This window comes from Rheinheimera sp. ATLC3 (genome assembly GCF_059429535.1).
In genome coordinates this window covers 3,350,637-3,364,163 of sequence record NZ_CM182103.1, presented here as the reverse complement: position 1 = coordinate 3,364,163, position 13,527 = coordinate 3,350,637, and the positions used below count along the sequence as shown (strand labels likewise).

13 protein-coding genes are annotated in these 13,527 nt (G+C 49.7%); 1 reads left to right on the top strand and 12 read right to left on the bottom strand.

All coding sequences use genetic code 11. The annotated features are described in order from the left end of the window. Nucleotides 1-164: 164 nt before the first annotated feature. From AC5SV9_RS15555 to rlmD, 7 genes are all read right to left on the bottom strand, one after another. Nucleotides 165-791 carry a hypothetical protein gene (locus tag AC5SV9_RS15555; protein WP_495473521.1) on the bottom strand — a complete coding sequence of 209 codons (627 nt, stop codon included), beginning with the start codon at nt 789-791 and terminating at the stop codon, nt 165-167. A 108-nt stretch (nt 792-899) separates the two neighbouring features. After that, on the bottom strand, nt 900-1,304 hold the full coding sequence (locus tag AC5SV9_RS15550) for a hypothetical protein (protein WP_475150786.1): 405 nt from the start codon (nt 1,302-1,304) through the stop codon (nt 900-902). Nucleotides 1,305-1,742: 438 nt separating this feature from the next. After that, a complete protein-coding gene (locus tag AC5SV9_RS15545) occupies nt 1,743-2,081 on the bottom strand; it encodes a hypothetical protein (RefSeq protein ID WP_475150788.1) in 339 nt (112 codons plus the stop codon). 100 nt (nt 2,082-2,181) lie between these two features. Further along, nucleotides 2,182-2,520 carry a YqcC family protein gene (locus AC5SV9_RS15540; protein WP_475150790.1) on the bottom strand — a complete coding sequence of 113 codons (339 nt, stop codon included), beginning with the start codon at nt 2,518-2,520 and terminating at the stop codon, nt 2,182-2,184. A 414-nt stretch (nt 2,521-2,934) separates the two neighbouring features. Beyond that, nucleotides 2,935-3,732, bottom strand: a complete 798-nt coding sequence (gene mazG, locus AC5SV9_RS15535) for a nucleoside triphosphate pyrophosphohydrolase (RefSeq protein ID WP_475150793.1) — start codon at nt 3,730-3,732, stop codon at nt 2,935-2,937. Between the two features lie 18 nt (nt 3,733-3,750). Further along, nucleotides 3,751-5,946, bottom strand: a complete 2,196-nt coding sequence (relA, locus tag AC5SV9_RS15530) for a GTP diphosphokinase (RefSeq protein WP_475150795.1) — start codon at nt 5,944-5,946, stop codon at nt 3,751-3,753. A gap of 19 nt (nt 5,947-5,965) precedes the next feature. Further along, a complete protein-coding gene (gene rlmD, locus AC5SV9_RS15525; RefSeq protein ID WP_475150798.1) occupies nt 5,966-7,291 on the bottom strand; it encodes a 23S rRNA (uracil(1939)-C(5))-methyltransferase RlmD in 1,326 nt (441 codons plus the stop codon). Nucleotides 7,292-7,371: 80 nt separating this feature from the next. Between rlmD and barA the strand changes: the two genes are divergently transcribed. Continuing rightward, a complete protein-coding gene (barA, locus tag AC5SV9_RS15520) occupies nt 7,372-10,086 on the top strand; it encodes a two-component sensor histidine kinase BarA (protein ID WP_475150801.1) in 2,715 nt (904 codons plus the stop codon). A gap of 18 nt (nt 10,087-10,104) precedes the next feature. Here the strand turns inward: barA and acpS are convergent, their stop codons facing one another. Genes acpS through rnc form a run of 5 tightly spaced genes read right to left on the bottom strand, consistent with a single transcriptional unit; the run spans nt 10,105 to nt 13,523 of the window. Continuing rightward, on the bottom strand, nt 10,105-10,500 hold the full coding sequence (gene acpS / locus AC5SV9_RS15515; protein WP_331924424.1) for a holo-ACP synthase: 396 nt from the start codon (nt 10,498-10,500) through the stop codon (nt 10,105-10,107). Further along, the gene (gene pdxJ, locus AC5SV9_RS15510; protein ID WP_475150803.1) at nt 10,500-11,234 is read right to left on the bottom strand and encodes a pyridoxine 5'-phosphate synthase; all 735 of its coding nucleotides are present in this window, start codon (nt 11,232-11,234) and stop codon (nt 10,500-10,502) included. The genes acpS and pdxJ overlap by 1 nt, the downstream gene beginning before the upstream one ends. A 26-nt stretch (nt 11,235-11,260) precedes the next feature. Then, on the bottom strand, nt 11,261-11,944 hold the full coding sequence (gene recO / locus AC5SV9_RS15505; protein ID WP_475150806.1) for a DNA repair protein RecO: 684 nt from the start codon (nt 11,942-11,944) through the stop codon (nt 11,261-11,263). 6 nt (nt 11,945-11,950) lie between these two features. Next, on the bottom strand, nt 11,951-12,859 hold the full coding sequence (gene era, locus AC5SV9_RS15500; RefSeq protein WP_475150809.1) for a GTPase Era: 909 nt from the start codon (nt 12,857-12,859) through the stop codon (nt 11,951-11,953). Further along, complete coding sequence (rnc, locus tag AC5SV9_RS15495) at nt 12,846-13,523, bottom strand: ribonuclease III (RefSeq protein ID WP_226767164.1); 678 nt, start codon at nt 13,521-13,523, stop codon at nt 12,846-12,848. The genes era and rnc overlap by 14 nt, the downstream gene beginning before the upstream one ends. Nucleotides 13,524-13,527: the final 4 nt, after the last annotated feature.

The following is a 13,527-nucleotide window of genomic DNA, read 5'->3' as shown; positions in this document are numbered from 1 at the left end:
GCACCTCAGTGTCAGGTACGATACCTAACTATAGAAGGTGTCTACTGATCATGGGTAACTCGGACAGTTAACGCCTCAATAAGAGGCTTTTATTAGTTGGCTACAATGTGAAGCGAAGCGGAACTCAGCCAACTGATAAAAGTCCTTCTTGATTGGTTTGTTAGCTATTCTCTTACAAAGTTCTTACAGCTTACTCGGTATAGAGTACCATTAGAAGTAAGCACTGAAGATGCATGACCTCTGTGATTAATCAATAATTCCCCAGATGATGTTAACCACGAAGTTTTTGGTGGAGCTACTAAACTATGAAGCTTTTCAGCAATATATTTTCCATTTTCGATTGTAACGAGATAAATAGAACCACGACTAAGTCCCATATGGCCTAGCCCTGCGGTAACAATGTAGCCGTAAGAAAACTTATAAATATCCTCGATATTATCGTCGATAATGTTTTGCTGTTCACCGCTGTTACTTTTAAAAACTAAACTTCCTCCCCATTCACCACGATCGCTGCCTAATAGCCACCCATTTTCCACAGGAAAAGCGACATGAGGAGTTTCATCAATTTCTTGAACATTTCGACCGTTTTCTCCATAACCAATAACATTAAACTTAAAAGTTAATTCAGCTAATTGGTCTTTAGCATTTCGCTGCAATAGTTTTGTAGGGCTTTGTTGGTCTGCGAAATCGGCATTAAAAACCTCACATTCTTGTTCTCTAATAGGAGAAGAATCTCCTGCAAAAAGATGAAATGAACACAATGAAAGTAATAATAATTTAATTCTAAACACTGAACCTCCCTGAATAGCTAACGCATTACTAATGGGCTGCCGCAGCGTAGCGTAGGCAGTCCCGTGGAGGCCATGCTTTTAATGGCCGTAACGAAATTAAGTAACTTGTTATACGATTTCATAGTATGCAGGCTCTTTAAACTCAAATTCTTTAGATGTTAACCCGCTTACAGACAACTTTTCTTTCGTCTTCGGTATAGTTCCTTGGTCTCCTTCCCAACAAGCGAATAAAGCTACGTTTCCGCCTTTCAATTTTAGTGCTGCGACAAGATGTGCGAGAGAATAATAATTCTCCTGCGCGAGCTCAAACTCTTCTCCTTCAAGCCCATCTTTAAAAAATCCACAGCCGCAGCCTTCGTTACTGCCCGCATATGCAATATTGGGCAAACAGAATTGCTTTTTTACAAGAACATCATCAGAACCCAAATCAGAAACATAGAACTTTGGAATACGGTCGTTATATGCCGCTACAGGGATCTCTATATCACTTGCTATATATAATGCTAGACACATATTCCCTCACGTATAACGCATTACTAATGGGCTGCCGCAGCGCAGCGTAGGCAGTCCCGTGGAGGCCACGTTGTTTGTGGCCGGAACGAAATTAAGTAACTTGTTATGTGCGGCTTTGCTCAGAACCATGTTACTAACCACTTTGACTCAATAAAATATTGTTTTAAAGACTCGTAGTCCGCTACCCAATCATCATATCCCTCAGCATTGGGATTGCTAAAATCTTGCGATATGAGCACAAGACAATTCTCTGACCCAGGTGAACATGGTTCGACCTTAACTTGCCAGCCTTTGTTGTCACCGGTTTCAATTCTTCCAATTGTATTTAGAGGGATGCTCATGCTCATTTACACATAACGCCCGGCTTTGGGGCGGACTTGTAGCCGCGCAGCGGCGGAAAGGCAGTCCCAGCCCCGAAGGGGCGACAACAGCCGTTTGTTAGCCATTGAATCTATACCACTGGCTGAGTTCTTGAGAGTATTCAGGACAGCTTAAAATCATACTCTTCATACCCATTGGCATTTCTGTGGTTTTTGATTGAACGGCCAACTGTGATGCAAGCAAATATACACCTTTCGCATTTCCAGGATGAACCTCTAACGACTCAAAACGAGCACACAAATCAGATAGAAGACTAAACGCTTCTGGCCCATGAGCATTGACTAAAAGTAAGTCAAATGCTCCTGACGTATAGCATTCATTGTGCTGATACTCAGGAACCTCTCCTCGCGAAATCTGGTTCGCGATATCTATAAGCTTATCTAGGAGCTCGGTCATAATGATGGCTAACGCCCCGCTAAACGGCGAGCGTTAGCGAGTCCGGTGGAGGCCACGCTTTTTGTGGCCGGAACGAATTTGAGCGGTTTGTTAGCTGTGATCATTTGCCCAGAACCACGTTATCAAATTTATGCAACAAGCTGAGTAGATTCTGCGCTTCTTCTACATAGCTATGGTAGTCATATTCTCTTATTGCCATTTGCCCAACTTGGCTTCCATTAGGATACTTCCCAGACTCGGCCGCCTTGCGCGCATTTGGAATAAATACACATTGAAGCCATAGCTCGAAAGACGGAGCTTCAAGATAATTTCCGACCTTAACTTTTGGAGGATTATCACTCCAAAATCCAATTGATTTCATTTCCGCCTCAATTTCATCAATTGCAGCTATTACTCGCTTATCTTTCTCTGTTAATTTTCTACGAAAAATATCGATCATGCTCATACTTTTGTACAGCTAACATTTTATTATTGTGCATGCTCGTTTTCTCATTTCCGATAGAGGAAACAGTGATATGCACATCGTTGTAAAGTAACGCCTATTTTTTTTATTTCGTTGCCCCAAACAGGCAAAACAAGCATGCGTCATATTTCGAGCGCTGTGCGTGATATTTCTGCACACCCTCAATTTAAGTACCTAATTTATAGCATGTAAATAAATGCAGCAATGTGCTTATGTGCAATGTTAACGGGATATTTGACCTGAAATGGCTAATATTTGAAATAGCACTGCATATAAATACAGTTGCATTGCTATTCGCTTGAATTTGAAAAGAAGGCGGAGTTTTCGATCGCTCTTCGGCACTTAACGGTTATATCTTAAGTAGCTTTCAACAGGGAATAACTGCAGACATTACGGCGGGGTTTGCTTTTTTACCTGATTCCACAGCGCATCCATTTCTGCTAAGTCTGACTGCTCCGGGGTTTTGCCCTGCTCTGCTAAAGCTTGCTCTACTGCGCGAAAGCGTTTTTCAAACTTGCTATTGGCAGCGCGCAGCACGGCTTCGGGGTCGAGTTTATGTTTGCGCACTACATTTACCAGCGCGAACATTAAATCACCCAGCTCTTCCTCCAGCTCGGCGCTGCCGGTTTCGGTTTGCTCAACTTCGATAATTTCTTCTTTTACTTTATCCCAGCAGCCTTCGACTGTCGGCCAGTCAAAACCAACATTGGCGCAGCGTTTTTGTAGCTTATAAGCACGGCTAAGTGCGGGCATCGCCTGCGGAATATTATCCAGCACGCTGTGCTGGCCGGCGTCTTTACGTTCCGTGCTTTTTAACGCTTCCCAGTTTTTTAAAACCTTGTCGGCATTAAGATCATCAGCGCCATCTTCAGCAGTGAGGTCGCCAAACACATGCGGGTGACGCCGCTCTAATTTATCGCAAATAGCTGCAACACAATCGTCAAACTCAAACCGGCCCTCTTCTTTAGCAATCTGGGCGTAAAACACCACCTGAAATAACAGATCGCCCAGCTCGTCTTTTAACTCATCAAAACTTTCACGGGCAATGGCATCCGCTACTTCATACGCCTCTTCCAGCGTATAGGGCACGATAGTGGCGTAACTTTGCTTTACATCCCACGGGCAGCCGGTCTGCGGGTCACGCAGCCGGCTCATAATGCTTAACAGGCGGTTGATATTGTCTGACACGAAACTCTCTTTCGGTTACTAATGATGAAAGCGTTTGGCTTCCACCACATCATCTATCTGGCTGATTTTACTCAGCAGCTTATTCAACGAATCCAGGTTATACAGCTCCATGGTCATATTAATCACCGCTGTCTGGGCTTTAATATCCGAGGTGCTGCTCATCTTGGTCACATTGGCCTTTTCATTGGCCAGAATACTGGTGATATCGCGCAACAAACCGTTACGGTCATGTGCAACGATACGGATATCCACTTCATAACCGCTGGCATATTTATCGCCCCAGGTGGCATCGACCACGCGTTCGGGGTGACTGTCCTGCAAGGTTTTAAACTGATCACAGTCATCACGGTGAATGGCGATACCGCGGCCCTGCGTGATGTAGCCGATAATGGCATCCCCCGGCAGCGGGTGACAGCAACCGGCCATGTGGGTCAGCAGGTTACCCACGCCCTGCACCACAACGTCACTTTTCGCTTTTGCCGGTGACAATGGCTTGGTAATTAAGCGTGGGTCGATTTCCGGCTCGTCTAATTTGGCACTCTGGCTCTGAATAAAGTGCACAACCTGGGTCACTTTAATCTCACCACCGCCAATACCCACCAGCAGCTCATCCATACTGTTGACGTTAAAGCGCGACAATACCTTGCCCGGATGCTCCATCACCAGATTCAGCCGGGTCAGTTCCGTATCCAGCAACTCTTTACCGGCAGCGATATTTTTATCTCTGTCCTGCAAGCGGAACCAGTACTGTACTTTAGAGCGGGCACGGCTGGATTTTAAATAACCCAGATGCGGGTTTAACCAGTCACGGCTTGGATTAGGCTCGCGCCCGGTCAGTATTTCTACCTGATCGCCGGTTTTCAGCTGATAGGTAAAAGGCACTATGCGGCCGGAAATTTTAGCGCCTATACAGCGATGCCCCACATTAGAGTGTACGTAATAGGCAAAATCCAGCGGGGTTGAGCCCATTGGCAAGTCAACAATGTCGCCTTTGGGTGTAAACACATAAACCCGGTCTTCGATAACCTGATTGCGCAGCTCTTCTGCCAGATCAGCGCTTTCAACAACATCTTCCTGCCATTGCAACAGCTTACGCAGCCAGCCAATCTTTTCATCATTGGCGCCGTCTTTTCCGGCAACTGAACCTTCTTTGTAACGCCAGTGCGCCGCTACCCCAAGCTCAGAGTCTTCATGCATCTGCCGGGTACGGATTTGTATTTCTACGGCACGGCCAAGCGGGCCCAGCACCACGGTATGAATAGACTGGTAACCATTTTGTTTTGGCGTCGCGATATAGTCATCGAATTCTTTTGGCAGGTGCCGCCAACCGGTGTGCACTATGCCAAGTGCGGCGTAACAATCCTGCACCCGCTCGGTGATGATCCGCACGGCGCGGATATCATACAGCTGATCAAAGGCCAGCTGCTTTTTCTGCATTTTTTTCCAGATACTGAATATATGCTTGGGCCGGCCATACACGTCGGCCGTTAAATTTGCGTCCGCAATTTTCTGCCGCACAGAGGCGACAAACTCTTGCATATACTGCTCTCTGTCGAGCCGCTTTTCTTCGAGCAGGCTGGCAATTTGTTTGTAAAGCCTGGGGTGCAAGTAACGGAAGGCTAAATCTTCAAGCTCCCATTTTAACTGACCAATACCCAAGCGGTTTGCCAGCGGTGCGAAGATGGCGTTGGTTTCTTTCGCCGCTAACACCCGGGTTTCTTCATCGGCGTTTTTCACTTCGCGCAGATAACAAATTTGGGCAGCCAGTTTAATGACCACTGCACGCACGTCTTCTACCATCGCCAGTAACATACGGCGCAGGTTATCTGCCTGTTGCGGGTTTACACTCTGGTTCGGCCCGGTTGGAATGGTACGGATAGCCTCCATCTGCTGCACGGCCTTGAGCATTGCAACCACATTGGCGGGAAATTCTGCTTCAAGTTGCTCGGTGCTGACCAACTGCGCTTCCAGTAACGGAAACAGTAACGCCGCCAGCAACGAGTCGCTATCCATCCGCAGCTCAGCCAGGATCTCAACCATCTCCCAACCGGTGCGCACTGCAGCAATAGGTTCTATCAGTTGATGTTGCTTCAGCCATTCAGCTGCATTCATCACGCTGTTTATTTTCTTCTCGGTCAGCCCCAGCGAACACAACCACTCCAGCGTTTCACCACTGTTGTAATCAGTACTATGTGACTGACGAACCCTTACCATGTGCTGTTCCCTCTATAATTTACGACCGGCTGAACAACGCCATCAATTCCAGGTGGTTAGTGTGTGTAAACATATCAACACCACAGATCTTATGCAGACGATACCCACTTTGCAGCAATATCTTCGCATCACGGGCAAAAGTAGCAGCGTTGCACGACACGTACAATATCTGTGCCGGTTTTAGCTTAATAATTTGCTCTGTAGCACCGGCGGCACCGGCCCGGGCCGGATCCAACAACACCTTGGTATACTCAGGCGTATTCCAACTGGCTTTAGGCCAGCTCAGATGTAAATCAGCCTGATAGGCTTCCACGTTGCTAAGACCGTTTAACTTAGCATTGGTTGCCAGCTGTTGCACCATTTTGGCCACACCTTCAACTGCACGCACTGTTTTTGCCCGTTGCGCCAGCGCCAGTGTAAAGTTGCCTATACCGGCATATAAATCCAGTACGGTGTCATCCGCATTGACCTGCAGCCAGTCAAGCGCCTGGTTTACCATTTGCTGGTTAAGCCCGGCATTTACCTGAATAAAATCATCCGGCGAAAATTGTAATCTCAGGCCCTGATCTGCCAGAGGGTATTCCGGTATCACGTCTTGCTGCCAGTAGCTGAACTGGCCCTGCTCTGCTTCACCCAGCCAGATAGCCTGCGGCCAGGCATCGACAAATAACTGCCTATCCGATGCACTTAATGGCCGGATATGACGCAAAATGACAAACGGAAGCTGTTCTGCCAGCAACACTTCGGCATGGGTCACCGCTGCCGGGTCTTTTAACTGCGGTAATACCTGTTGCAATACGTTAAACACTGGCGAAAGTGGCTCTGATAGCACCATGCAGTGTTCAACCGCCACAATCTGTTTATCTGCCTGGCGGCGAAAACCAATATCAAACCGGCGCTGCTTTTTGTCATACCAGATACCAATGCGGGCGCGACGCCGGTAGCCCGTAGCGGCTGATTCCAGCATAGGCTGCCATGGCAACTGCGGCAGGTTGGTCTGGTGACGGATCAGGGCGTCAACGCCTTTCAGCTTGAGTTCACGCTGTGATTCTGGCGACAGATGCTGTAACTGACAGCCGCCGCATACGTTGGCGTACGCACAAGGCGGCGCAATCCTCAGAGGGGATGGCGTTATTACGTTAACTGTTTGCGCTCTGATAAAGCCGGCTTTATCTTCCACTACTTTGGCTTGCACCTGCTCACCGGGCAACGCCGCAGCAACAAAGACAATTTTCTGCTGGTGCTTACTGATGCCCTGCACCTCGTAGTCACTGTTATCTATGTCGAAGTTCAGGGTTTTTCCCAGCAGGCTGGCTTTAGGTTTGGCTTTGTATATGTTAAGCATGGTGTCTCTGTCAGGTTGTAGGCAAGAACGACGTCTTATGTCATTATCAGGGCAATACTCATTCTATCGCAGCGGCAACAATGACAAAAATTGGATTGCGCTCCTGGTTACTGCTTTGCAGCTTACTGCCGGCACTGCTGGTCAGTGTATTCTGTGCCGGCTATTTTAGCTATGTTCGTTATCAGGAGTTAGCACTTTCTTTTTCCCAGAGGGCACAACATATTGCCCTGCCGCTGTCGATCAGCAGTCAGGACTTACTAAGCAGACAAAATACTGCCGCTTTGGAGCAACTGCTTAGCAGTGCACACCGGCTCAACTCGCCGCTCGTTAGCAATATCAGCCTGTTTGATACCAACCATCAGCCGCTTATTCATACCAACCCGCAGCAGTTCAGCCGGGCGCTACAGCTAAGCAGCACGCAGAAACTGGCGCCCACCGGCTTACTGGCTGAAAATGCCAATGAGCTGGTGTTTTATCAGCCTCTGCCGGCTACTGACGCTGGCAGTGAGCAGGGTTATTTGCTGCTGCAGTTACCCAAAGCACAATTGCAGTTACAGCAACACCAGCTGCTGCTGCACGTGATCTTAATAACCCTTGGCTGTCTGCTGACGTTTATGTTGCCAACACTGCTGTTACTGCGCCGTGTACACCAACCGGTGCGGCAAATATTACGTAATCTGCAATTGCTGTTAAACGGCCAGAAAGCTGAAGCCGGCAGCGGCAATACCGGCGGCATAGTGCGTGAACTCACACAGCTGCAGCACAGTTTGAACCTGCTGGGTACCCACTTCAATGTGCAGGAGCAGGAAATGCAGCAGCAAATTGAACAGGTGACCAGTGATTTGCAGCAAAGCATGGAACAACTGGAGGTGCAGAACATCGAGCTGGATTTTGCCCGTCGTAAAGCGCAGGAGGAAAACCGGCAGAAATCTGAGTTTCTGGCCAAAATGAGCCATGAGCTGCGCACACCGCTAAATGGCGTGATTGGCTTTACCCGGCAATTGCTGAAAACCCAGCTGTCTTCAAACCAACATGACTATCTGACGACTATTCAGAAATCAGCCAACAGCCTGCTGCACCTAGTTAACGACGTGCTGGATTTCTCCAAGCTGGAAGAAGGCCGCTTATCCATTAACCCGGAGCCATTTTCACTCAGGGATATGCTAAACGATGCGACTGAGCTGCTGGCCGCCAATGCCTTTGATAAGCATCTGGAGCTGGTACTGATGGTTGAACCCTCCTGCCCGGATGATCTGGTCGCCGATCCGGCCCGCTTTGCTCAGGTCCTGATGAACATTGCCGGTAATGCGATAAAGTTTACGGATCACGGCAGCATTGTTATCCGGGTATCGGCAACCTTACTGAATGAAGATCAGCTTATTCTGCACTGCTCGGTACAGGATACCGGCCGCGGCATCAGTGACGAACAGCAAAGCCAGTTGTTTCAGGGCTTTAGCTACAATGACTCTCGCAGCCATCAAAGTGGCTCCGGCCTTGGGCTAATGATTTCACAGCGCCTGGTAAAAGCGATGGGTGGTAATATCGGTTTTGAAAGTAAACAGGCGGAAGGCTCAACCTTCTGGTTCACAATCAAATGCCTGCGCCATCACATCGCCGTCGCTGACAGCCTGCCGCTGGATGTACTGGAAAATAAGCATTTGCTGTATTTTGAACCCCAGCAACATTCGCGCGAAGCCACACTGGCACTGTTACACAACTGGGGGTTGCAGGTTACTGCCTGCGCGACCAAAGGCCAGCTACAACAAGCGCTGGCACACCAGCAGCACTACGATATTGGCTTGATTGGCCGCACTATTGCCCTGAACCAGGTCAATCAGGTATTGGCGCTGATCAAACAAATCAAGCCACAGTGCAGTCATACCTGCCTGCTGGTAAATACACTGTCGCCGCACCTGCGCGAGACGCTGCTCAGCTCGGGTGCCGATGCCTGCCTGTCAAAGCCACCACACTTGCGAAAGCTAGCCACCGCTTTGGCGCAGCCTTATCTGAAAAAAGCGCAGCCGGTGGACGAAACTGCCGGGCAGCGTCAGGGCAGCCTTAAAGTACTGACAGTTGATGACAATGAGGCTAACCTGAAACTGATTAATACCTTGCTGGCAGAACAGGTTGAACAGATCGACTCTGCACGCGACGGCGCAGAAGCCTGGCATAAAGCGACACAACATGTGTATGACATCATTTTTATGGATATCAATATGCCGGTTATGGATGGCATTAATGCCTGCCAGCGTATCCGCCAGAGTTCACTGAACGAACACACCCCCATCATAGCCGTCACAGCGCATGCTGTAGACGGCGAGCGTGCCCGCTTGCTGACGCTGGGTTTCAATGAGTTTTTAAGTAAACCGCTGGACGAGAACATGCTGCATTGTAGTTTGCAGGAGTTCTGCCCGACTAGCCGGCCGCAGAGCCCACCGGCGAGCTGGCCGGCAAGTAAGCTGGTAAACTGGCCGATGTCGCTGGAACGCGCAGGCGGTAAATGCAGCCTGATGAAAGAAATGCTGCAGATGCTGGTAAGCAGCATTCCGCCAAGCCGGGCTGCGATACAACAGGCAGTTACTACCCAGGATGTTACCCAAGTATTGCAGCAGATTCATAAGTTAAACGGGGCCTGTTGTTACACCGGTGTGCCCAGATTAAAACAATTGTCTGAGCTTTTGGAAACACAGCTCAAACAAGGCAAAAGCCTGACAGAGCTGGAACCGGAATTACTGGAACTGGACGATATCATGCAGGGGCTGTGGCTGGAGAGCCAGCACTGGCAATGGCAATAAACCAGGCGTGCAGAGCGGCTACTGTCGCTCCAGGATCACGGTAGCGGCCGCATAAGCCTGCTCATCCGTAATCGATAACCAGATATGGCTGACACCAAGCCTGGCAGCCAGCTCTGAGGCAAAATCGGTCAGCGCCAGCTTAGGGGCGCCATCAGCATTGTTGCTGATATGAATATGCTGAAATGACACGCCTCGGCCTATACCCGTGCCAAGCGCCTTCGCAGCCGCTTCTTTTGCTGCAAAACGTTTAGCAAAATAGCGCGCCGCATTGCCAGGATGGTTTTGCGCCATCGCCTGAAAGATCTGCTGCTCGTTCTCTGTCAGCACACGCTTTATCAGCGCAGGGCTGCGCGACAGGCTTTGTTCAATGCGGGCAATTTCGACAATATCTGTCCCCAGGCCAACGATTGCCATCAGCGCCGGGCCTCAACCATCAACCGCTTCATTTCCCGCACAGCGCCATCCAGCCCGCTGAACACAGCCCGTGCCACTATCGCATGGCCGATGTTCAGCTCATGCATCTGCGGTATCGCCGCTATCGGCTGCACATTATGGTAATGCAAACCGTGTCCCGCATTTACTATCAGCCCCAGCGAAGAGGCAAAGGCGGCGGCATCACTGATACGTTTTAGCTCCGCCCTCTGCACTGCCGCATCCTGAGCTTCGGCATATTTGCCGGTATGAATTTCAATATAAGGCGCGCCAGCTGCTGCTGCCGCTTCGATCTGGCGGTGATCGGCATCGATAAACAACGATACCAGTATATTTTGCTCACGCATCCGGGTTACTGCATCGGTAATACGCGTTTGCTGCCCGGCCACTTCCAGCCCGCCTTCAGTCGTTAACTCCTGGCGTTTTTCAGGTACAAAACAGGCAAAATGCGGTTTTAGCTTAGTGGCAATTTGCAGCATTTCATCCGTAACCGCCATTTCAAAGTTCAGCCTGGTGGCTATGGTCTGCCGCAATACGAATACATCGCGGTCAATAATGTGCCGCCTGTCTTCGCGTAAATGCACAGTGATACCATCGGCCCCCGCCTGCTCGGCCATTAACGCTGCATGCACAGGCTCCGGGTAATAAGTCCCGCGGGCCTGGCGTAATGTGGCAACGTGATCAATGTTCACACCAAGAAAAATAGGGTTATGCATACCTGACTCCACAGATAAAATTAGGATTATTCCGACGCAAACAAGGCTCTGCTAGCCAGGGGTTTTGCGCCTAATAAAGGTGACAACAGTTGCCGGCTGAGTTGCTTGGCACAGCGCTTGGTTTCTGCAGCTTGCCACAGATCTTGCCCTATGTTCAGCAGTGAGGCTCCGCTATAGCCATGGCCTGCGGGCATAAAGCCTGCCTCGCTTTGCCACTCGTAGCTTGCCGTTGCATTGATAGCCTGTCCATTGGCGTCATACTGCCAGTCAATGGGTTGCCCCAATTCTGCCAGTAAGGCAAATTCAAACCGGCGCAAACAAGGCTCCAGTTCAGTGCCGGTGGCCTGCACACTGTCAAGTTGCTGCAAACCAGCCTGATATAACGCAAACAGTTGCTCAGACGCTAAATTGTCCGGCCACAGGCGGCAAATTAATTCGTTGAGGTAAATAGCGCTGTATAGCACCTTACCGCTAAACATATGGCCCACAGCCGCTTCGTCGATATTTTTTACGGTTTTTAGCTCACTTCTGCCGCTAAGCTCGAGCATAAACAATTGAAACGGCTGCAATGTTAAGCGCTGCTTGCCCTGCTTCCTTCGCACTACCGCTGACAACCGGCCCTGCTCAGGCAACAGCAACTGTAATATCAGTTTGGTGTCGCTCAGCGGACGGCTGTGCAAAATATACGCTGGCCAGAACGCTGATGACATCGGCAGTTAGTCTTCGCCGTAGCCCAGGCTGCGCAGCGCCCGCTCGTCATCCGCCCAGCCCGATTTTACTTTTACCCAAATTTGCAGAAACACCGGTTGCTCCAGCATGGCGGCCATGTCCAGACGTGCCTCAGTGGCGATCGTTTTTATCCGCTCACCTTTGTTACCAATCACCATTTTCTTCTGGCTGTCCCGCTCGACCAGCACCAGCGCAGCAATATGGTAATGTTTCTCTTCCCATTTAAAGCGCTCAATTTCCACTGTTACTGAATAGGGCAACTCATCACCAAGGAAGCGCATCAGTTTTTCACGCACAATTTCTGCAGCCATAAAGCGCATTGAGCGGTCGGTAACATAATCATCGGGAAAGAAAAACTCGCACGGCGGCAAATGCTGTTGCACCACGCTTCGCAGCGCATCGATGTTGTCGCCGGTTTCTGCAGACAGCGGCACCACATCAATAAAATTCAGTTGCTGACCTAACCACTGTAAGTGCGGTAGCAGCGTGTCTTTATCGCGATACAAATCGACCTTATTCACCACCAGTACCACCGGCTTTTTCGCGGCAATAAGCCGGTTTAGCACCATCTGATCATCATCCGTCCAGCGCGTACCTTCAACGACAAACAACACAAATTCAACATCGAGGATAGAACTGGCCGCTGCTTTGTTCATTAAACGGTTTATCGCCCGCTTTTCTTCACTATGCAGGCCGGGCGTATCGACATATACCGTCTGATAATTGTCACGGGTGTCAATGCCAACTATGCGGTGCCGGGTAGTTTGCGGTTTCTTCGAGGTGATACTGACCTTTTGCCCGACCAGCTTATTGAGTAACGTCGATTTGCCAACGTTAGGCCTGCCGACAATAGCGACCAGAGCGGCATAGGTTGGCAGGGTATTATTTTCTGTCATGCTTAATTTTTTCCAGCGCCATATGAGCGGCGTCCTGCTCTGCCTTGCGGCGTGAACTGCCGCTGGCTGTAAATGGGGCCATGCCCGCTATGGTGCAGCGTACAGTAAAGGTTTGCTGATGCGCCTCGCCTTCAGTGGCAATAACATCATATACCGGCAACGCTAAGCGTAGCCCTTGCAGGTATTCCTGCAACAATGTCTTAGAGTCTTTCTGCTCGCCCGGCGTAATGGTTTCTATGCGCGAGCCAAACCAGAATAAGATACGCTCTTTACAGGCCTCCATTCCGGCGTCGAGGTATATTGCGCCAAGAATAGCCTCTACTGCATCAGCCAGAATAGATTCACGGCGAAAACCGCCACTTTTCAGCTCGCCTGGCCCTAAGCGCAGATATTCTGATAACCGCAGTTCCTGGGCAATTTCAGCCAGCGTCACGCCTTTTACCAGCGCAGCGCGCATCCGGGTTAAATCACCTTCACGGGCTTTGGGGAAATTGGCAAACAATGTTTCAGCAATCACCAGGCTCAGCACGGCATCGCCCAGATATTCCAGCCGTTCGTTGTGCTGCCCTTTGCAACTGCGGTGAGTCAGAGCCTGTTCCAGCAAGGCAGGCTGTTGAAACTGATAGCCCAGACGGGCTATCAGTGGAGATAACGATTTTTGCATGCTT